The 18673-nt window shown below is 59.5% G+C and carries 20 protein-coding genes; 6 read left to right on the plus strand and 14 right to left on the minus strand.

Going from position 1 to position 18673, the window contains the following annotated elements; genetic code table 11:
- The first annotated feature begins 60 nt into the window (after nucleotides 1-60).
- The 3 genes from LOY68_RS06625 to pdxH all read left to right on the plus strand — a co-directional run bounded on the left by LOY68_RS06625 (nucleotide 61) and on the right by pdxH (nucleotide 3121).
- The gene (locus LOY68_RS06625; protein ID WP_265043721.1) at nucleotides 61-1206 is read left to right on the plus strand and encodes a serine hydrolase domain-containing protein; all 1146 of its coding nucleotides are present in this window, start codon (nucleotides 61-63) and stop codon (nucleotides 1204-1206) included.
- Nucleotides 1207-1319: 113 nt separating this feature from the next.
- Nucleotides 1320-2450 carry an OmpA family protein gene (locus LOY68_RS06630; protein ID WP_265043722.1) on the plus strand — a complete coding sequence of 377 codons (1131 nt, stop codon included), beginning with the start codon at nucleotides 1320-1322 and terminating at the stop codon, nucleotides 2448-2450.
- 23 nt (nucleotides 2451-2473) lie between these two features.
- Nucleotides 2474-3121, plus strand: a complete 648-nt coding sequence (gene pdxH / locus LOY68_RS06635; RefSeq protein WP_054046956.1) for a pyridoxamine 5'-phosphate oxidase — start codon at nucleotides 2474-2476, stop codon at nucleotides 3119-3121.
- Between the two features lie 5 nt (nucleotides 3122-3126).
- Here pdxH and LOY68_RS06640 read toward each other — a convergent pair whose 3' ends face one another.
- Nucleotides 3127-3363, minus strand: a complete 237-nt coding sequence (locus LOY68_RS06640; RefSeq protein WP_163908840.1) for a hypothetical protein — start codon at nucleotides 3361-3363, stop codon at nucleotides 3127-3129.
- Between the two features lie 166 nt (nucleotides 3364-3529).
- On the opposite strand from LOY68_RS06640, the gene LOY68_RS06645 reads away from it, so the two are divergent.
- Entirely contained in the window at nucleotides 3530-3994 is a 465-nt protein-coding gene (locus tag LOY68_RS06645) for a glycine zipper 2TM domain-containing protein (RefSeq protein WP_213937447.1), read from the plus strand.
- 68 nt (nucleotides 3995-4062) lie between these two features.
- On the opposite strand, the gene LOY68_RS06650 is transcribed toward LOY68_RS06645, so the two are convergent.
- The 5 genes from LOY68_RS06650 to nhaA all read right to left on the minus strand — a co-directional run bounded on the left by LOY68_RS06650 (nucleotide 4063) and on the right by nhaA (nucleotide 7368).
- Nucleotides 4063-4293, minus strand: coding sequence for a hypothetical protein (locus LOY68_RS06650; RefSeq protein WP_265043725.1), 231 nt, complete (start codon nucleotides 4291-4293; stop codon nucleotides 4063-4065).
- A 62-nt stretch (nucleotides 4294-4355) separates the two neighbouring features.
- A complete protein-coding gene (locus tag LOY68_RS06655; protein WP_265043726.1) occupies nucleotides 4356-4610 on the minus strand; it encodes a cloacin immunity family protein in 255 nt (84 codons plus the stop codon).
- Between the two features lie 15 nt (nucleotides 4611-4625).
- The gene (locus tag LOY68_RS06660; RefSeq protein ID WP_265043728.1) at nucleotides 4626-4874 is read right to left on the minus strand and encodes a pyocin S6 family toxin immunity protein; all 249 of its coding nucleotides are present in this window, start codon (nucleotides 4872-4874) and stop codon (nucleotides 4626-4628) included.
- Nucleotides 4875-4890: 16 nt separating this feature from the next.
- Nucleotides 4891-6060, minus strand: a complete 1170-nt coding sequence (locus LOY68_RS06665) for an S-type pyocin domain-containing protein (protein WP_265043729.1) — start codon at nucleotides 6058-6060, stop codon at nucleotides 4891-4893.
- Between the two features lie 120 nt (nucleotides 6061-6180).
- Nucleotides 6181-7368, minus strand: a complete 1188-nt coding sequence (gene nhaA, locus LOY68_RS06670) for a Na+/H+ antiporter NhaA (protein WP_163908844.1) — start codon at nucleotides 7366-7368, stop codon at nucleotides 6181-6183.
- A gap of 258 nt (nucleotides 7369-7626) precedes the next feature.
- Here nhaA and LOY68_RS06675 point away from each other — a divergent pair, with 258 nt between their 5' ends.
- On the plus strand, nucleotides 7627-8721 hold the full coding sequence (locus LOY68_RS06675; protein WP_163908845.1) for a PLP-dependent cysteine synthase family protein: 1095 nt from the start codon (nucleotides 7627-7629) through the stop codon (nucleotides 8719-8721).
- A gap of 252 nt (nucleotides 8722-8973) precedes the next feature.
- Here the strand turns inward: LOY68_RS06675 and LOY68_RS06680 are convergent, their stop codons facing one another.
- The 3 genes from LOY68_RS06680 to LOY68_RS06690 form a co-directional block, all read right to left on the minus strand.
- On the minus strand, nucleotides 8974-10587 hold the full coding sequence (locus LOY68_RS06680) for an NAD(P)/FAD-dependent oxidoreductase (RefSeq protein ID WP_265043731.1): 1614 nt from the start codon (nucleotides 10585-10587) through the stop codon (nucleotides 8974-8976).
- Nucleotides 10588-10681: 94 nt separating this feature from the next.
- Nucleotides 10682-11335: a COG3650 family protein gene (locus tag LOY68_RS06685; RefSeq protein WP_054615941.1), complete on the minus strand. Its 654-nt coding sequence runs from the start codon at nucleotides 11333-11335 to the stop codon at nucleotides 10682-10684.
- A gap of 184 nt (nucleotides 11336-11519) precedes the next feature.
- Nucleotides 11520-12119 carry a short chain dehydrogenase gene (locus LOY68_RS06690; protein WP_265043734.1) on the minus strand — a complete coding sequence of 200 codons (600 nt, stop codon included), beginning with the start codon at nucleotides 12117-12119 and terminating at the stop codon, nucleotides 11520-11522.
- 105 nt (nucleotides 12120-12224) lie between these two features.
- On the opposite strand from LOY68_RS06690, the gene LOY68_RS06695 reads away from it, so the two are divergent.
- Complete coding sequence (locus LOY68_RS06695; RefSeq protein ID WP_265043735.1) at nucleotides 12225-13139, plus strand: LysR family transcriptional regulator; 915 nt, start codon at nucleotides 12225-12227, stop codon at nucleotides 13137-13139.
- A 197-nt stretch (nucleotides 13140-13336) separates the two neighbouring features.
- On the opposite strand, the gene LOY68_RS06700 is transcribed toward LOY68_RS06695, so the two are convergent.
- The 5 genes from LOY68_RS06700 to LOY68_RS06720 all read right to left on the minus strand — a co-directional run bounded on the left by LOY68_RS06700 (nucleotide 13337) and on the right by LOY68_RS06720 (nucleotide 18339).
- Nucleotides 13337-14038 (minus strand): ABC transporter ATP-binding protein, encoded by a 702-nt coding sequence (locus tag LOY68_RS06700; protein WP_054046931.1) that lies wholly within the window; start codon nucleotides 14036-14038, stop codon nucleotides 13337-13339.
- The gene (gene livG, locus LOY68_RS06705; RefSeq protein ID WP_054046929.1) at nucleotides 14039-14806 is read right to left on the minus strand and encodes a high-affinity branched-chain amino acid ABC transporter ATP-binding protein LivG; all 768 of its coding nucleotides are present in this window, start codon (nucleotides 14804-14806) and stop codon (nucleotides 14039-14041) included. It lies immediately after the preceding gene.
- Nucleotides 14803-16059 (minus strand): high-affinity branched-chain amino acid ABC transporter permease LivM, encoded by a 1257-nt coding sequence (locus LOY68_RS06710; RefSeq protein WP_163908848.1) that lies wholly within the window; start codon nucleotides 16057-16059, stop codon nucleotides 14803-14805. The genes livG and LOY68_RS06710 overlap by 4 nt, the downstream gene beginning before the upstream one ends.
- On the minus strand, nucleotides 16056-16979 hold the full coding sequence (livH, locus tag LOY68_RS06715; RefSeq protein WP_054046925.1) for a high-affinity branched-chain amino acid ABC transporter permease LivH: 924 nt from the start codon (nucleotides 16977-16979) through the stop codon (nucleotides 16056-16058). The genes LOY68_RS06710 and livH overlap by 4 nt, the downstream gene beginning before the upstream one ends.
- A 232-nt stretch (nucleotides 16980-17211) precedes the next feature.
- Nucleotides 17212-18339, minus strand: a complete 1128-nt coding sequence (locus tag LOY68_RS06720; RefSeq protein ID WP_054046923.1) for a branched-chain amino acid ABC transporter substrate-binding protein — start codon at nucleotides 18337-18339, stop codon at nucleotides 17212-17214.
- Between the last annotated feature and the right edge of the window lie 334 nt (nucleotides 18340-18673).

Below are 18673 nucleotides of genomic sequence, written 5' to 3' on the forward strand. Positions count from 1 at the left end.
CCCTCTAGGGCTGGAACAATGCGGACCACTTTGTAGAGCGTTTATCCGGGGGAGTTGCGTTTGCAGATTCAGGGTCATTACGAGCTTAAGTTCGAAGCAGTGCGCGAAGCCTTCGCTGCGCTGTTCGACGATCCCCAGGAACGCGGCGCAGCGTTGTGCATCCAGGTCGGCGGTGAAACCGTCCTCGACCTCTGGGCCGGTACCGCCGACAAGGATGGCCTTGAAGCCTGGCACAGCGACACCATCGCCAACCTGTTCTCCTGCACCAAGACCTTCACCGCCGTCACCGCGCTGCAACTGGTCGCCGAAGGCAAGCTGCAACTCGATGCCCCGGTGGCCCGTTACTGGCCCGAATTCGCTGCCGCCGGCAAAGAATCCGTAACCCTGCGCCAATTGCTCTGCCATCAGGCCGGTCTGCCGGCCCTGCGTGAGTTGCTGGCCCCCGAAGCGCTGTATGACTGGCAAACCATGGTCGACGCGCTGGCCGCCGAAACGCCGTGGTGGACGCCGGGCGACGGCCACGGCTATGCCGCGATCACTTACGGCTGGCTGGTGGGCGAGTTGCTGCGCCGTGCCGACGGTCGTGGGCCGGGTGAGTCCATCGTCGCGCGGGTCGCCAAGCCGTTGGGCCTGGACTTCCATGTGGGCCTGGCAGACGAAGAGTTTCATCGCGTGGCGCACATCGCCCGGGGCAAGGGCAACGTCGGCGATGCCGCAGCCCAACGCCTGCTGCAAGTGACGATGCGCGAACCGACGGCGATGACCACACGGGCGTTCACCAATCCGCCGTCGATCATGACCAGCACCAACAAACCGGAGTGGCGGCGCATGCAACAGCCCGCCGCCAATGGCCACGGCAATGCCCGCAGCCTGGCCGGGTTCTACGCCGGTCTGCTGGACGGCAGCCTGCTGGAAAGCGAAATGCTCGACGAGCTGACCCGCGAACACAGCCTCGGTGAGGACAAGACTTTGCTGACCCGGACCCGTTTCGGCCTGGGTTGCATGCTCGATCAACCGGACGTTCCGAACGCCACGTATGGCCTCGGCCCACGGGCATTCGGCCATCCGGGCGCTGGCGGTTCCATCGGCTTTGCTGACCCAGAGCACGATGTGGCCTTTGGTTTTGTGACAAATACCCTGGGACCGTATGTCTTGATGGATCCACGCGCGCAGAAGCTCGTACGGGTGCTTGCCACTTGTCTGTAAAGCTTTGCTGAACGTTCCTGCGCAGGAACCTCGTAACCTTTTTCGTTTCAAAGCGTCTGTTTATGCGGTCCCGATGTGGGCCTGTGTTTATTACTTCATTTTGTGGATATCCAATGTCATCCAATAAAACTCTCGCTTTGGCACTGTGCTTCGCCATCACCGGTTGCGCGCAAACTCCGCAAAATGACGCCGAGGGCAGTAGCCACTGGTGGCAGTTCGGTTCTTCTTCCGACACCGTCGCCGCCAAAGATCCGGCTCCGGCCCCAGCGCCCGCACCAGTGAAAGCAGCGATCACCGCGCCAGTGGCCAAGGCTGAAAGCGGCAGCCATTGGTACTGGCCGTTCGGTTCCGATGACAGCACCGACAAGCCTGTCGCCAAGGCAGACGTCAAACCTGAAGCCAAACCCGACGCCAAGCCAGCCGACGTTGCCAAGGCTGAGGCCGATGCGGGTGGCAAGTGGTGGTGGCCGTTCGGCGGCAAAGAGCAGAGCACCGCCAAAGCCGTGCCGATGCCCGATCCGAAAGTGACCCAGGCCTGGCTCGACGATTACGAACCGCGCCTGCGTGACGCGATCAAGGACAGCAACCTGCAACTCGAGCGCCGCGAAAACGTGCTGGTGGTCATCGCGCCGGCAGACAGTTCGTTCAACCCGGATCGCCCGGCCATGCTGCTGCCGGTCACCTTGGGCCCGTTCAGCCGCGTTGCGAAAATCCTCGAACTCGATCCAAAGACTGCCGTGCTGGTCCTCGGTCACAGTGACACCTCGGGCGCCGTTCCAGCCAACGTCAAACTCAGCCAGGAACGTGCTCAGGCCGTGGCCGCGATCTTCCGTCTCAGCGGTTTGCAGCGCGATCGCCTGATGTTGCGTGGCATGGGCGGTGAAGCACCGCGTGCCGCCAACGACAGCAATGAAGGCCGTGCCCTCAACCGTCGCGTGGAATTGCTGGTGACCCCGCAAAACACCATGGTGGCGTTGCTGAGCAAGTACAACATGCCAGCCCCGGCGCCGGTGACCATGGTCGCAGCCCAGGCTGCCAAACCAGTGGTCGCACCCGTAGCGCCTGCACCGGCTGCCAAGAAAGCCGCGGTGCCTGCCGCGAAAAAAGCCCCAGCCAAGAAAGCCGCAGCCAAGGCTCCGGCCAAGAAAGCACCCGCCAAAGCTGCGACCCCTGCGAAAAAAGCTGCGCCGGCCAAAGCCGCTGCTGATAAGAAAGTCGTAGCGGCGGATGCTGCGAAGAACTGATCGTTAACCAGAAGGAATGTGCCATGACCCAGGCCCTGGCTGATATGCGTCGCGACTACACCCGTGATGGCCTGACCGAGGCGCAAGCCCCGGCCGAGCCGTTCGCGCTGTTCCATCAGTGGTTCGCCGATGCGGTGAAAACCGAACAGGTGCCGGTCGAGGCGAATGCAATGACCTTGGCCACCGTCGATCTGGACGGTCGGCCCCATTGCCGCATTCTGCTACTCAAGGGCCTGGATGCTCAGGGTTTTACCTTCTTCACCAATTACGACAGCGCCAAGGGCCAGCATCTGGCGGTGAACCCGTTCGCCGCCATGACGTTTTTCTGGCCGACCCTGGAGCGCCAAGTGCGGATCGAAGGGCGCGTGGTCAAGGTTTCGCCTGAAGAGTCCGACGCCTACTTCCAGGTCCGGCCTCTGGGCAGCCGCCTCGGTGCCTGGGCTTCGCCGCAGAGCCGGGTGATTGCTGATCGTGGCGAATTGGAAGAGTTGCTCAAGATCACCGAGCAGCGCTTCAGCGACACCCAGCCACACTGCCCGGAACATTGGGGCGGTTACCGCTTGCTCCCCGAGCGCATCGAGTTCTGGCAAGGCCGTCCGAGCCGCCTGCACGATCGCCTCAACTACCGCTTGCAAGGCGCCGACTGGATTCTTGAACGTCTGGCACCTTAAGCAGTCTACCGACCGGGATAGCCCGCCGCAGCGGCCTCAAGCCACTGCGGCAGGTCCCGACGCTTGATCTTCTGCGCTTGAGCATTCGCCAGTTGCTGGAGCATAAAGGCTTTTTTATGCTCGTCTTTCCCGGCCAACGCTAGCGCCAGATCGCGGTCCATCCAGCGTTTGATCCGAACGTACAGCCACCAGTGGAAGTACAAACCGGCCACCGTCGTGACGACAATGATGAAGTAATCCATGGAAATCCTTGGGTCAACGACGCAGTTTTGTGGATTTGACGCTACTGTGTTGTGAGTTCAGAGGCGCCTGTACCGGGCCTGAATGAAACCAATTTTATCCGGGCGATGCCGTGACACGCGTCAAGCTGCGGAGTTTAATGAATACCTGTCCTTTGGAGTTGATGCTATGCGTAAGTCTGTTCTGCTGGTTGCTTCCTTTTCCACGATGGCGATGTTGCTCACCGGCTGCCAGTCCAGCCTGACCGGTGACTCCTACTCCCGTGACGAAGCGCGTCGCGTGCAGACGATTCGTATGGGCACCATCGAATCCCTGCGTCCGGTGAAAATCGAAGGCACCAAAACCCCAATCGGCGGCATCGCTGGCGCAGCAGTCGGCGGCGTTGGCGGCAGCGCCATCGGTGGCGGTCGCGGCAGCATCGTTGCCGCAGTGATTGGTGCTGTTGCGGGTGGCTTGATCGGTTCGGCCACTGAAGAAGGTCTGACGCGTACTCAAGGCGTAGAGATTACCGTGCGTGAAGACGACGGCAGCATGCGCGCCTATGTGCAGCAGGTTCAGGAGAATGAAGTGTTCCGTGTTGGCGAGCGGGTGCGGATTTCCACTGTTGGCGGGACCAGCCGCGTTTCGCACTAAGCGCGAGCGAGTGGCAAACGAAACCCCGATCAGGTGACTGGTCGGGGTTTTTTGTGTCTGAAAGAAAGCTAGGCATTGCAGCTCAGTTGGAAGAGAAAAGCCGGGTCGTAAATTTCCTTGCCCAGTATTTCCTCCAACGCAGAAAGTTGAGTGCGTGTCAGGTCGTATCCCTCCCAGCCCTGCTGGTCTGATGTCCAACCCATAATGACTTTCAGTTGCTCATCGCACCCAGAGGGTAAGTCTTCTTCAAATGCGAGAAATTCGGTTTGAATGTCGAACGCTTCTACTCGATAAATCATCAATCTGTCTTTTTTGCTGCCAGGAGATTACTGACGTTTTGAGAGGGAGGATTCAAAAAGGGTCACCAGGTTTCGCGGTAATCGAACGCTATCTGGTAGTCATGGGCTGCCAGGTTAATAGGGTGTTGGAAATAGGGCTGGATGATATCGACCCAGTGCCTGCCCACATTGAAACCACCATTGTTAATGTTGTTTTCGGCTGGAATGTCGAGAGCGTTGAGCACCGATTCATCATCGCCTAAATCCTTGGAACACTCCTCGCCCTGGTAACGTTCGGTTTGCTTGTCATACCACTCCAGCCTTAGTTTTAGTCCCATTTTCAGCCTTAAGAACTAGTCCTGACTGCACAATCCCATGCAATACATCAGGTCGTCTCTGAACGGTGTACCGACGAGCTCCATGATTTCTCGGGCTTGAATGGTGGAAAGCTCATGCTCACCGATTGGCACATCCTTCATGGCTGCCCACCCCATAACATTGAGTACCGCTCCTTCTAATGCTTGCGGCACGTCTTTTTCGTATTGCAATGAGTTGTCTGGATTTGGCTCGGGGAAAAATCCGGTCAGAGCGATAAATGTCATTTGTTGTCCTCAGTCCTTATTTTGTTTCTGTACGTCTTTCTGGTCTTATTTTGCCCGTCTGCTTGCCGGTTTTTGCATCGAACTCGCCTAAGTGATCCCCATCCCAGTTGTACACTTCGACCGCACCGTGTTGATAGTCCCACTCATAAATGCGCTTCTTGCTTTCCCAGCGCTTGCGATTGCCTTTCTTACGAACCAAAACCGCGTCAGGAAAAGCAGGCAAAGATTTGGGTGGCAGGTGGTGGTTGTGATCGCCAGGTAGAGGCCGCGAAATCACCACATATACCGGCTTAACCCCCGACCCCACCGGAAACACAAGAATGAAATCCTTGTACTCAGGCGGGTAAACCGGGTTCACGATGATGCTATCCGCCGCTTCCGTCGGCGGATAAACCCAGATATGCGGTGCTTGCGGTGCAGCTTCCAAAGCAGGAATGCCGAGAATGTCGGAGCCATCCACCGCGGGCGTCCAGATCAGTTCAATGCCATCCCCAAGGTCCGCGACCTGCTGACTGTCACGCAAATCGAACTGCGCGACATCAACCATTTCCCAATCGCGGTTTTTGCCGGTGTAGAAGCCGTAACCCTTGAGACTGCCGTCCGCTTGTTGTTCAACTCTGAGGCGAACACGCGTGCGAGCCTGTTTCAGTGCGCGCAGTTGATCTTCGGTATAGAGCGCGCTATCGCCCAGGCTCGGCGTCCAGAACAGCGCGACCAAACCGGCCAATACGGTGGCGCCTGCTGCGCCTATGGCTGGCAAGGCAGAAATGGCCGGGGCGCGTAATGCGATATGTCCGATACCCAGCGGCAGGGTATTGGCGCTGATCGTATGCAGATTCAGCAGCCCTGCATCGTCTGCCTCGCGAGCACCGAGCCAGGCGACTTCCCCGTAATCGTTGAGGCTGTCGGTGGGCACCATCCCGGAAGGATTGGCGTAATCGATGATGGCGTCCGGCAACTTGCAGGACTTGGCGAAGACGCATCCCGCGCGAGGGATTTCGTCTTTAGAAGAAGTGACTGGAAGAGTGCGTTCGAAGGCCGCTTGCCTCGCGAGCATGTCGTCGTAGGCTTGCTGCCGGGCATCGCGCTCGGCCAGTTCGGCGGCGGTCATGAAGCGGTAGGTGACGCGATGTCCGTCACCTGACGGCGGGTTTTTAACCCGGGGAATGTCCTTGTTGCCAGCCACTGATCGTCCTTGAAATTCGTCCGTCGACAGCCTCGAAAGGAGGCTGCACGACGTTAACGAATGTGGCTAAGCGTGGCTGTAGGACGAGTCTCTGATATCCCTAGGAGTGTTCTCTGTGACTCAGGATTGCAGCGCGGCGCTCTTGCGACTCGCCGCCGCCGTCACCGCATAACCGATCAACGCTGCGAGAATTGAACCGGTCAAAATCCCCATTCGGTCCATCCCTGCGTATTCACTGGCGCCCGGCACGAACGCCAGGGAACCGACAAACAGGCTCATGGTGAAACCGATGCCGCAGAGGATCGCGACGCCCAGCACCTGGCCCCAATTGGCGCCTTGGGGCAGGGCGGCGATGCCGATCTTTACGGCCAGCCAGGTCAGGCCGAAGACGCCGACGGTTTTGCCCAGCAGCAGGCCGATGGCGATGCCCATCGGTACGTGGTGGGTGAAGCTTTCCAGGGTCACGCCGCTCAGGGACAGGCCAGCGTTGGCGAAGGCGAACAGCGGCAGGATGCCGTAGGCCACCCAAGGATGCAGGGCGTGCTCCAGGGTCATCAGCGGCGAAGGTTCGGCGTTTTTGGTGCGCAGTGGAATGCAGAACGCGAGCGTCACGCCGGCCAGTGTCGCGTGGACACCGCTCTTGAGCACGCACACCCACAGGATCAAACCGATGATCATGTACGGCCCGAGCTTGACCACGCCGAGCCGGTTCATCGCGATCAGCGCGACGATGCAGGCCCCCGCCAATGCCAGGGACAAGGTCGACAGTGTGCCGGAATAGAAAATCGCGATAACGATGATGGCGCCCAGGTCATCAATGATTGCCAGGGTCATCAGGAACAGCTTCAGCGACACCGGCACACGTTTGCCCAGCAAGGCCAGCACGCCGAGGGCGAAGGCGATGTCGGTAGCCATTGGAATCGCCCAGCCACCCAGCGCTGTCGGGTCATCACGGTTGAGAAACCAGTAGACGAGTGCCGGCACCACCATGCCGCCAATCGCCGCCGCACCGGGCAGGACGATTTGCGAAGGTTTGGACAACTGGCCATCGAGGACTTCGCGCTTCACTTCCAGGCCGATCAGCAGGAAGAACATCGCCATCAGGCCGTCGTTGATCCACAGCAGCAGGGGCTTGGCGATTTTCAACGCGCCGATCTGGGCCACCACGGGGGTGTCCAGCAGGCCGTTATACAGCCACGACAACGAAGAGTTGTTGATGATTAAAGCCAGGGCTGCAGCGGCGATCAGTAACAGACCGCTGGCAGCTTCCAACTGAAAGAAACGCGTGAAAGTGCTACGCAGAGGCAAGGTCGCTCTCCATCGATGAATTCAAAAGGTGGCACACCCTAACCCGTACCGTTAGTTGTTAAAACAAAAGTTATATTCTTTTTTGTTATATGGCATTGCGGCGCGAACGCCAGCGACACCCAACGAGGACTGAGCCTAGCAGTTGCCGGGCGTATTGGACCTCAGCTGTATCTGTGCGTGATGCAGGAATTTTCCTAAGCTTGTGGGCTGAGCCTTGAAACAAGGCCGACTCTTGCCTGATTCAACGAGATCACCACCATGAGCGACAACCGACAGTGGGCCCGCGAAGCCATCCGGATCATCGAAGCCGACTTCCAGCGCAGCGCCGACACCCATCTGATTCCCTTGCCGCTGCCGGGTTTGCCGGGCATCGAGTTGTATTTCAAGGATGAGTCCAGCCATCCCACCGGCAGCCTGAAACATCGATTGGCTCGTTCGCTGTTCCTCTACGCACTGTGTAACGGCTGGCTCAAGCCCGGCGCGCCGGTGATCGAGGCGTCCAGCGGTTCGACGGCGATTTCCGAAGCGTACTTCGCCCGTTTGCTGGGCTTGCCGTTTATTGCGGTGATGCCGGCGACTACCTCTAAAGAGAAGATCGCGCAGATCGCTTTTTATGGTGGCAAGAGTCATTTGGTCGACGATCCGACCCAGATCTACGCCGAGTCCGAGCGCCTTGCTCGCGAGCACGACGGCCACTTTATCGACCAGTTCACTTTCGCCGAGCGCGCCACTGACTGGCGGGCGAACAACAACATCGCCGAGTCGATTTTCCAGCAGATGCGCTTTGAAAAGCACCCGGAGCCGAGCTGGCTGATCTCCAGCCCCGGCACCGGTGGCACCACCGCGACCCTCGGCCGTTACGTGCGTTATCGCCAGCATTGCACCCGCGTGCTGTGCGCCGATGCCGAGCGCTCGGTGTTTTTCGACTACTACCAGACCGGCGATGCGACGTTGCGTCTGGACTGCGGTTCGCGGATCGAAGGGATTGGGCGGCCGCGGGTGGAAGCGTCGTTCCTGCCCAAGGTGATCGATGCGATGGTCAAGGTGCCGGACGCCTTGTCGCTGGCGGCCATGCATTACCTGGCGCAGCGTTTGGGTCGGCGCGTGGGCGGGTCGAGCGGCACCAACCTGATCGGCGCGTTGATCGCGGCCCAGCAAATGGTTGCGGCGGGGGAGTCGGGGTCGATCGTGGCGATCCTGTGCGACGGCGGCGAACGTTACGCCACCACCTATTACGACCAGGATTGGCTCAAGGGCCAGGGCTATGAATTGAGTGGGCTGATCGATGCCGTGGCGGCCAGCGTCGAACGCGGCGAACCGCTGCCAGCGACCGTGCTGCGCGCCAATATCTAAAACCGCCCCGCCCCTGTAGGAGCGAGGCTTGCCCGCGAAGAACGATAACGCGGTCTTTCAGGAAGACCGCGTCAATTTCTTCGCGGGCAAGCCTCGCTCCTACAGGGGATTTGTGTGATGGCGTTGATCGCAGGCACACCCCAGAAACCAATGTGGGAGCGAGCCTGCTCGCGAAGACGGTTTTCCATTCAACAGAGATGTTGACTGATCTACCGCTTTCGCGAGCAGGCTCGCTCCCACAGGGGATTGGTGTTATGCCTCGAGGCCGAGGATATCGCGAGCCACGGCTTCGGCAATCCGAATCCCATCGACACCCGCCGACAAGATCCCGCCCGCATAACCCGCGCCTTCACCGGCTGGGAACAAGCCTTTCACGTTCAAGCTCTGCATCGACTCGTTACGGGTAATCCGCAACGGCGAGGAGGTGCGGGTCTCGATCCCGGTCAACACCGCATCGTGCAGCGAGTAACCGCGAATCTGCTTCTCGAACGCCGGCAAGGCTTCGCGAATCGCTTCGATGGCGAACGCCGGCAGAGCCAGCGCCAGATCACCCAGGGCAACCCCCGGTTTGTACGAAGGCTCGACGCTGCCCAACTCGGTGGATGGCTTGCCGGCGATAAAGTCGCCGACCAGTTGCGCCGGGGCTTCGTAGTTGCTGCCGCCGAGCACAAAGGCGTGGGATTCCAGGCGTTCCTGCAATTCGATGCCGGCCAGCGGGCCGCCCGGATAATCGACTTCCGGGGTGATGCCGACGACGATCCCGGAGTTGGCGTTGCGCTCGTTACGCGAGTACTGGCTCATGCCGTTGGTGACCACACGGCCCGGCTCGGACGTCGCGGCGACCACGGTGCCGCCCGGGCACATGCAGAAGCTGTAGACCGAACGACCGTTTTTAGCGTGGTGCACCAGTTTGTAGTCGGCAGCCCCGAGTTTCGGGTGGCCAGCGTATTTGCCCAGGCGCGCGCGGTCGATCAGCGACTGCGGGTGTTCGATGCGGAAACCCACAGAGAACGGCTTGGCTTCCATGAACACACCACGGCCGTGGAGCATGCGGAAAGTGTCCCGGGCGCTGTGGCCGAGGGCCAGAATCACGTGTTTCGAATGGATCTGCTCGCCGCCATTGAGCTCGACGCCGACCAGTTGGCCGTCTTCGATCAACACGTCGGTGACGCGCTGCTGGAAGCGCACTTCGCCGCCCAGTGCGCGAATCTGCTCACGCATGTTTTCCACGACGCCGGTCAGACGGAACGTACCGATGTGCGGTTTGCTGACGTAGAGAATTTCTTCCGGCGCGCCGGCCTTCACGAACTCATGCAGGACTTTGCGACCGATGAATTTCGGGTCCTTGATCTGGCTGTAGAGCTTGCCGTCGGAGAACGTCCCCGCGCCGCCTTCACCGAACTGCACGTTGGATTCAGGGTTGAGCACGCTTTTACGCCACAGGCCCCAGGTGTCCTTGGTGCGCTGGCGCACTTCGGTGCCGCGTTCGAGGATGATCGGCTTAAAGCCCATCTGCGCGAGCAGCAGCCCGGCGAAGATCCCGCACGGGCCGAAACCGACCACGATCGGGCGTTGCTGCAGATCGGCCGGCGCCTGGCCGACCACTTTGTAGCTGACATCCGGCGCCACGTTGACGTTACGGTCATCGGCGAACTTGTGCAGCAACACGGCCTCATCCTTGGCGGTGAGGTCGATGGTGTAGATGAAGCAAAGTTCGGAGGACTTCTTGCGCGCATCGTAGCTGCGCTTGAACAAGGTGAAATCGAGCAGGTCATCACTGGCGATGCCCAGGCGCTGCACGATGGCAGGGCGCAGGTCTTCTTCGGGATGGTCGATCGGCAGCTTGAGTTCGGTGATTCGTAACATGACAGGATCCGGTTCGCGGGGCGCACAACTGCGCCAAGGCGTTTGAAGGCGGCGATTATAAGCCCCAAACGCCGGTCCCGTGAGGCAAAAACGATCAGTCGTTACGCGAGCCGCCGAAATACCCGCAGCCGCGCTGCACCTGACCGTCGATCCGCAGTTCGGCGCTCATGTGCTGGATGCTGCCGGTGCTGCTGTCGACGCAGCGATTGGGCGCGACCCACAGTTCGATGTGCTTGCCATTGGCTTCGCTGCTGAGATTGAAGCGGCCATCGCCCAATTGTTCTTCAACGTAGGGCACCGCCAGCGGTGGCTCGCCGGCACGGTCGATGGCCATGCCTTTGCCGCTGACCTTGACGTTCCACTCCGGCCCATGGCCGGCAGCTCGCAGGATCAGCAGTTTGAAATTGGGATCGTCGCACGCCGTGCCCGAGCGCTCGACGCGGTACAACTGTTCCAGATCAAGGCTGCTCCCGTTGATCCGGCCACGCACGTCGGCGAACAACTTGCCCTGATCATCGGCCAGGCTCGCGGCCTCTTGCAGCACGCTGGTACCGCCGGTGTCGTTGACCACCAGGCTGCGCTGTTCATTGCATGGCTGGAACATCAGCTTGCCGTCCGCCGCCGTCAACTGGCCCTGCATGCGGGTCTGGCCCACGTGAGAAGCACTTTCTCGCGGGCCATCGAACAACTGGCATGCGGCGAACAACGGAAGCAGGGCAACGAGGACAAGGGAACGGGCAACACGCATCTTTGGTTCTCCAGACAAGTGCCGCCACGTTACGCAGCCTGACCGTTCATCACAACCCCGTGAATTTTCTTACGGTTCGTCGCCCACCCGTAGGAGCTGCCGAAGGCTGCGATCTTTTGATCTTGATCTTAAAAGCCAAATCAAAAGATCGCAGCCTTCGGCAGCTCCTACGGAGGTGTTGGCCTTAACCGACGTGGAAAGTCTGACCGGTCTGCAGGCCTTCGACACTTTTGGCGTAGGCCAACGCCACATCCGCCGCAGGAACTGGCTTATAGCCCCGGAAATAAGGCGCGTAGCTGCCCATGGCTTCCAGCAACACAGTCGGGCTGATCGAGTTCACCCGCAGGCCACGGGGCAATTCGATGGCGGCAGCACGGACGAAGCTGTCCAGCGCGCCGTTAACCAACGCTGCCGAGGCACCGCTGCGAATCGGGTCGTGGCTGAGCACGCCGGTAGTGAAGGTGAACGAGGCACCGTCATTCGCGAATTCGCGGCCGATCAGTAGCAGGTTGACCTGGCCCATCAGCTTGTCTTTCAGGCCCAGCGCGAAGCTGTCGGCGGTCATTTCGTCCAGCGGGGCGAAGGTCACGTTGCCAGCGGCGCAGACCAGTGCGTCGAACTTGCCGGTTTTTTCGAACAAGGCGCGGATCGAGGCGCTGTCGCTGATATCCACGTGTAAATCACCGCTGTTGCGGCCAATGCGGATGACTTCGTGGCGTTGCGACAACTCTGTGTCGACCGCCGAACCGATGGTGCCGCCTGCGCCTATCAAAAGAATCTTCATCGTGCTGTTCCTCGAAGCGGTTGAACGAGGCATCAGTCTAGAGTGGTTTTTTCTGTGGATAAGCGCACTAATAGGCAACCTTTGGTTTTCAAATGGAAACAATCCATGAGCGAAATGGATGACCTGGCGGCGTTCGCGGTGTTGATCGAAGCCGGGAGTTTTACCCTGGCGGCCCAGCAATTGGGGTGCAGCAAGGGCCAACTCTCCAAGCGCATCAGTCTTCTGGAGACGCGGTTCTCCGTGGTCCTGCTGCAACGCACCACTCGCCGCTTGAGTCTCACGGCAGCGGGCGCGGCATTGTTGCCGCAGGCCCAGGCGCTTGTAGTCCAAGTGGAGCGAGCGCGTCAGGCATTGGCGCGATTGAAGGACGACATGGCCGGCCCGGTGCGTATGACCGTTCCTGTGTCGCTGGGGAAAACCTTCTTCGATGGTTTGTTGCTGGAGTTCTCCAGTAAATACCCCGAAGTGCAGATCGAGCTGGACCTGAGCAACAACTATCGAGATCTGTCCCGTGACGGTTTTGACCTGGCGGTTCGCTCCGAAGTGGGCAACGACGAGCGCCTGGTGGCCCGACCGCTGCTGGCCTGGAACGAAATGACCTGCGCCAGCCCGGCTTACCTTGAGCAATACGGTGAACCGCTGACGCCGCAGTCGTTGGCCGAACACCGCTGTCTGCTCAACAGTCATTACAGCGGCCGCGAAGAATGGCTTTATCACCAGCAACACGAATTGCTGCGGGTTCGCGTCTCGGGACCGTTCGCCAGCAACCATTACAGCCTGCTGAAGAAAGCGGCACTGGCTGGCGCCGGCATCGCGCGGTTGCCGTCATACCTGCTGCAAGCGGAATTGGCTGACGGCCGATTGCGCTGGCTCCTGCGCGATTATCAGACCCGTCGCATGCCGATGTACCTGGTGCATCCCTATCAGGGCGGGTTGCCGAAGCGCACCCAAGTGCTGGCGGATTATTTGATTGGCTGGTTCAAGCGCAGTGGCGAAGCCCTCGACCGACTCCAGCGCTGACACCCTCACACATTGAAATACGAAATCCCCCTGTAGGAGCTGCCGAAGGCTGCGATCTTTTGACTTTGATCTTCAGCGATCATGAAGAAAATAAAGATCAAAAGATCGCAGCCTTCGGCAGCTCCTGCAGGGGATCTTCAGTGGGCGTCAGGCACAAAAAAACGGCCCGAAGGCCGTTTTTTGTTTATCGCAAAACCTCAACCACCCAGATACGCCTCGCGCACTTTCGGATCGGTCAGCAGCGCTTCACCGGTGCCTTGCATCACTACGCGGCCGTTCTCCAGAACGTACGCGCGGTCAGCAATTTTCAGCGCCTGGTTGGCGTTCTGCTCGACCAGGAACACCGTCACACCGTCCTTGCGCAGCTGTTCGATGATGTCGAAGATCTGCTGGATGATGATCGGTGCCAAACCCAGTGAAGGCTCGTCGAGCAGCAACAGCTTGGGCTTGCTCATCAGCGCACGGCCGATGGCGAGCATTTGCTGTTCGCCGCCGGACATGGTGCCGCCGCGTTGGGCAAAACGCTCTTTCAGGCGTGGGAAAAGTCCGAGAACCTTGTCCATCTGTTCCTGATAGTCGCCCTTGTCGGTGAAGAAGCCGCCCATGGCGAGGTTTTCTTCCACGGTCAGACGGGCAAACACCCGACGACCTTCCGGCACCACGGCGATGCTCTTGCGCATGATCTGCGCCGAGGACTGCCCCACGAGTTCTTCACCCATGTACTTGATGCTGCCGCTGTGGGCCTGCGGCGAACCGCACAGCGTCATCAGCAGGGTGGATTTGCCCGCGCCGTTGGCACCGATCAGGGTGACGATTTCGCCCTGGCGGATTTCCACGTTGACGCTGTGCAGGGCCTGGATCTTGCCGTAGAAGGTGGAAACGTTTTCGAATTGCAGCATTTACGCTTCCCCCAGGTAGGCTTTGATCACTTCAGGATTGTCGCGGATCTGTTCCGGCGTGCCGTCTGCCAGGGGCGTGCCCTGGTTGATCACGACGATGTGGTCGGAAATGCTCATGACCAGTTTCATGTCGTGTTCGATCAGCAGCACGGTCACGTTGTGCTCTTCGCGGAGCACGCTGATCAGCGCCTTGAGGTCTTCGGTTTCCTTCGGGTTCAGGCCGGCGGCCGGTTCGTCGAGCATGAGGATCCGCGGGCGGGTCATCATGCAGCGGGCGATTTCCAGGCGACGTTGCTGACCGTAGGCGAGGGTGCCTGCCGGACGGTTGGCGAAGGCCGTGAGGTTGACCTTGTCCAGCCAGTACTCGGCGAACTCCATGGCTTCGCGCTCGCTTTTGCGAAACGACGGGGTCTTGAACAGACCGGCCAGGAAGTTGGTGTTCAAGTGACGGTGCTGGGCGATCAAGAGGTTCTCGACCGCGGTCATGTCCTTGAACAGCCGCACGTTCTGGAAGGTGCGCACCACGCCTTTGCGGGCGATCTCGTGGCCGGGCAGGCCTTCAATCGCCTGGCCATCAAGCAGGATGCTGCCGCCGCTCGGCTTGTAGAAACCGGTCAGGCAGTTGAACACGGTGGTCTTGCCGGCGCCGTTAGGGCCGATCAGCGCCACAACCTGTTTTTCGTGCACGGTCAGGGCCACGCCGTTGACCGCCAGCAAGCCGCCGAAGCGCATGCTCAGATTTTCGACTTTAAGGATCTCGCGGCTCATTTGCGCAGCTCCATGTGAGGACGTTGCATGGGCAGCAGACCCTGAGGACGCCAGATCATCATCAGCACCATCAAGGCGCCGAACATCAACATGCGGTATTCACTGAACTCACGCATCATTTCCGGCAACAGAATCATCACCACGGCCGCGAGGATCACGCCCAGTTGCGAGCCCATGCCTCCCAATACCACGATGGCGAGAATGATCGCCGACTCGATGAAGGTGAAGGACTCCGGTGTTACCAGGCCTTGGCGGGCGGCGAAGAAGCTACCGGCGAAACCGGCGAAGCTCGCGCCCAGGGTGAAGGCCGACAGCTTGATCACGGTCGGATTGAGGCCCAGCGCACGGCAGGCAATTTCGTCTTCACGCAGCGCTTCCCACGCACGACCGATCGGCATGCGCAGCAAGCGGTTGATGACGAACAGCGCACCGAGGGCCAGCAACAGGGCAACCAGGTACAGGAAAATCACCTTGTTGATCGAGTTGTATTCCAGGCCGAAGTACTCGTGGAACGTCTGCATCCCTTCTGCGGCTTTACGCTCGAAGGTCAGGCCGAAGAACGTCGGCTTTTCGATGTTGCTGATGCCGTTCGGGCCGCCGGTGATGTCGGTCAGGTTACGCAGGAACAGACGGATGATTTCACCGAAGCCCAGGGTCACGATCGCCAGGTAGTCACCGCGCAAGCGCAGGACCGGGAAGCCGAGCAGGAAGCCGAACGTGGCGGACATCAGGCCGGCAATCGGCAGGCAGACCCAGAAACTCCAGCCCAGATAATGCGACAACAGTGCATAGCTGTAGGCGCCGACGGCATAGAAACCGACATAACCTAGGTCGAGCAGGCCCGCCAGACCGACCACGATGTTCAGGCCCAGGCCCAGCATCACGTAGATCAGGATCAGGGTGGCGATGTCCACCGCGCCGCGCGAGCCGAAGAACGGCCACACCAAGGCGCCGATGATCAACGCGATGATGATCCAGCGTTGGGTGGTCGGCAGGGTCAGGAAGTTGCTTGCCTTCGCGGGAATCAACGGCATGCTCGGCGAGGATTTCCAGGCCTTGCTGATCGGATCATTGAACATGACGCGCAGGAACATGAGGACCGAGCAGATCGCGATGATCGCCAGGGTCATGTTGCTGGTGCCGTGAACTTCCAGGTTGATGCCGACGATGGTCAGTTTCAGGCCGAGTACCGGGTACGCAACCGCCCAGACCAGCAGCGCGCTGAAGAGCGCTTGCTTAAGATTCTTAGTCATACCTTCTCAACCTCCGGACGGCCCAGAATGCCGGTCGGCCGGAACAACAGCACCAGAACCAACAAGCCGAAAGCCACGACGTCCTTGTATTGGTCGCCGAAAATGTCGGCACCAAAGGCTTCCGCCACCCCAAGCACCAACCCGCCGAGCATGGCGCCGGGGATGCTGCCGATACCGCCCAGTACTGCGGCGGTGAAGGCCTTGAGGCCAACGAGGAAACCGGCGTTCGGGTTGATCACGCCGTATTGCATGCTCAGCAGCACGGCCGCGATGGCCGCCAGCGCAGCACCGATGACGAAGGTCAGGGCGATGATGTTGTTGGTATTGATCCCCAACAGGTTGGCCATCTTGATGTCTTCGGCACAGGCGCGGCAGGCGCGACCCAGGCGGGAACGGGAGATGAACAGCGTCAGGCCGAGCATGGCGATCAGGGTCACCACGAACACCACGATTTGCATGTAGGAAATCAGCACTTCATGTGCGCCACCTGGCCCGAAGGAGAGATTGCCGGGGATCAGGTTGGGGATGGATTTGTCCTTGGAGTCCTGCGCCAGCAGAACGGTGTTCTGCAGGAAGATCGACATGCCGATGGCCGAAATCAGCGGAATCAGACGGTTGCTGCCGCGCAAGGGGCGATAGGCAATCCGTTCGATGCTGTAGCCGTAGGCACTGCAGACGACGATGCTCGCGATAAAACCGGCGGTCATCAAGAGCGGGACACTGTCGAGTCCCATCATGGCCAGGCCCGCGATGGCGATGAACGCCACGTAGGAACCGATCATGTACACCTCGCCGTGGGCGAAGTTGATCATTCCAATGATGCCGTAAACCATCGTATAGCCGATGGCGATCAAGGCATACGTGCTGCCAACGGTCAGGCCGTTAACCAGCTGCTGGAAGAAGTGATAGATGTCAGGCATTACTGCGCTCCTAAAAACCTGATACGCATTTCACTGGTGGAGTCATTTTCCCGCTCGAGCCCCGTGGATCTGCATCCACTTCGAATTCGAGGTTTGCCAGCGAACCGCTGATGACGGTTTTGAGATTTTCAGGTGGGGAGACTGGCGGATCACGCCAGCGCGGCCCAATACGTTCGTAAAACAAAGCCCACGGCACGCCGTGGGCTTTATTGGCAGTCAGTCAGGCAACGCCTTACTGAGGCGAAACTTCAGTTTTAGGTTTGCCGAAGTGCCACTCGTAAACCACGAATTTGAAGTCTTTCAAGTCACCCTTGGCGTCGAAGCTCAGGTCGCCAGTCGGGGTCTTGAAGGTGCCAGCGTGGATAGCAGCAGCCACTTTGGCAGTGTCTTCGCTCTTGGCGGCAGTGATACCACCGGCGATGACTTCAACAGCCGAGTAGGCCGGGAACACGAACGGACCGCTCGGATCTTCTTTCTTGGCTTTGAACGCATCAGCCAGGGCGATGTTGGCCGGATCCTGGTCGAAAGATTTCGGCAGGGTTACCAGCAGACCTTCGGAAGCGTCTTTGGCGATCTGCGAAATGGAGTCGTTACCCACGCCTTCCGGACCCATGAACTTGGCTTTCAGGCCTTTTTCCTGGGCTTGACGCAGGATCAGACCCAGCTCCGGGTGGTAGCCGCCGTAGTAGACGAAGTCGACGTTGGCTTGCTTGAGCTTGGAGATCATCGAGGAGAAGTCTTTGTCGCCAGCGTTGATACCTTCGAATACGGCAACTTTTACGTTTTTGCCTTCGAGGGTTTTCTTGACAGCGGTGGCGATGCCTTCACCGTATTGCTGTTTGTCGTGCAGCACAGCAACGATTTTCGGTTTGACGTGATCGGCGATGTAGTTACCGGCGGCAGGGCCCTGGGCGCTGTCGAGACCGATAGTACGGAAGATCATTTTGTAACCACGGGCGGTGATGTCCGGGCTGGTGGCAGCCGGGGTGATCATGATCACGCCTTCGTCTTCGTAGATGTCCGAAGCGGGTTGGGTGGAGCTGGAGCACAGGTGACCGACCACGAACTTGACGCCGTCGTTGACGACTTTGTTCGCTACAGCAACCGCTTGTTTCGGATCGCAGGCATCGTCGTATTCAACGGCTTCGAGTTTCTTGCCGTCGACGCCGCCCTTGGCGTTGATTTGTTCGATGGCCATTTTGGCGCCACTGAACTGCATGTCGCCGTATTGGGCTACAGGACCGGTTTTAGGGCCGGCGATGCCGATCTTGATGGTGTCAGCTGCGAACGAATGGCTGGCAACCCCGGCCAGAACCATAGCGGCAAACAGTTTGGAAATCTGCTTAGTAGCCTTAGTCATAGTGCTCCACTCTTACTGTTGTAGTTTTTATAGTCCTGGCGCCGTAGCAGCAGAACCGGGTCAGATATCTTGGATATCCTCCGGAAAATGCCCCCGGCAACTGTACCGGTACAGTGTAGAGCGCCGATTGTCAGCCTGGGAAGCTGGCGCCGAGGGGCAAAACCAAAGGGTGTCGCTTTTTTGAAAGAAAAATACAGAATTGCGGCGGGTTGTTAGCTGGCTAATCGCTTGATTCAGCAGCATTCCTTGGCTTTCCTGCGCTTTTCGTTCGGTGACTCAATTGCATCCGGGTTTTTCTGCCAGACCACCGACGTTATCATTCACGCCGATTTCT

It is taken from the genome of Pseudomonas sp. B21-053 (genome assembly GCF_026016365.1).
Classification (GTDB): domain Bacteria; phylum Pseudomonadota; class Gammaproteobacteria; order Pseudomonadales; family Pseudomonadaceae; genus Aquipseudomonas; species Aquipseudomonas nunensis.

Coding starts and splice junctions, on each gene's coding strand:
- LOY68_RS06650 (WP_265043725.1), bottom strand. CDS start 4,293: ATGATTTATCGAGTAGAAGCGTTCGACATTCAAACCGAATTTCTCGCA.
- LOY68_RS06640 (WP_163908840.1), bottom strand. CDS start 3,363: ATGGATTACTTCATCATTGTCGTCACGACGGTGGCCGGTTTGTACTTC.
- LOY68_RS06700 (WP_054046931.1), bottom strand. CDS start 14,038: ATGCTGCAATTCGAAAACGTTTCCACCTTCTACGGCAAGATCCAGGCC.
- LOY68_RS06660 (WP_265043728.1), bottom strand. CDS start 4,874: ATGACATTTATCGCTCTGACCGGATTTTTCCCCGAGCCAAATCCAGAC.
- LOY68_RS06655 (WP_265043726.1), bottom strand. CDS start 4,610: ATGGGACTAAAACTAAGGCTGGAGTGGTATGACAAGCAAACCGAACGT.
- LOY68_RS06710 (WP_163908848.1), bottom strand. CDS start 16,059: ATGACTAAGAATCTTAAGCAAGCGCTCTTCAGCGCGCTGCTGGTCTGG.
- LOY68_RS06720 (WP_054046923.1), bottom strand. CDS start 18,339: ATGACTAAGGCTACTAAGCAGATTTCCAAACTGTTTGCCGCTATGGTT.
- LOY68_RS06680 (WP_265043731.1), bottom strand. CDS start 10,587: ATGTTACGAATCACCGAACTCAAGCTGCCGATCGACCATCCCGAAGAA.
- LOY68_RS06630 (WP_265043722.1), top strand. CDS start 1,320: ATGTCATCCAATAAAACTCTCGCTTTGGCACTGTGCTTCGCCATCACC.
- LOY68_RS06645 (WP_213937447.1), top strand. CDS start 3,530: ATGCGTAAGTCTGTTCTGCTGGTTGCTTCCTTTTCCACGATGGCGATG.
- LOY68_RS06685 (WP_054615941.1), bottom strand. CDS start 11,335: ATGCGTGTTGCCCGTTCCCTTGTCCTCGTTGCCCTGCTTCCGTTGTTC.
- LOY68_RS06675 (WP_163908845.1), top strand. CDS start 7,627: ATGAGCGACAACCGACAGTGGGCCCGCGAAGCCATCCGGATCATCGAA.
- LOY68_RS06690 (WP_265043734.1), bottom strand. CDS start 12,119: ATGAAGATTCTTTTGATAGGCGCAGGCGGCACCATCGGTTCGGCGGTC.
- LOY68_RS06695 (WP_265043735.1), top strand. CDS start 12,225: ATGAGCGAAATGGATGACCTGGCGGCGTTCGCGGTGTTGATCGAAGCC.
- pdxH (WP_054046956.1), top strand. CDS start 2,474: ATGACCCAGGCCCTGGCTGATATGCGTCGCGACTACACCCGTGATGGC.
- livH (WP_054046925.1), bottom strand. CDS start 16,979: ATGCCTGACATCTATCACTTCTTCCAGCAGCTGGTTAACGGCCTGACC.
- livG (WP_054046929.1), bottom strand. CDS start 14,806: ATGAGCCGCGAGATCCTTAAAGTCGAAAATCTGAGCATGCGCTTCGGC.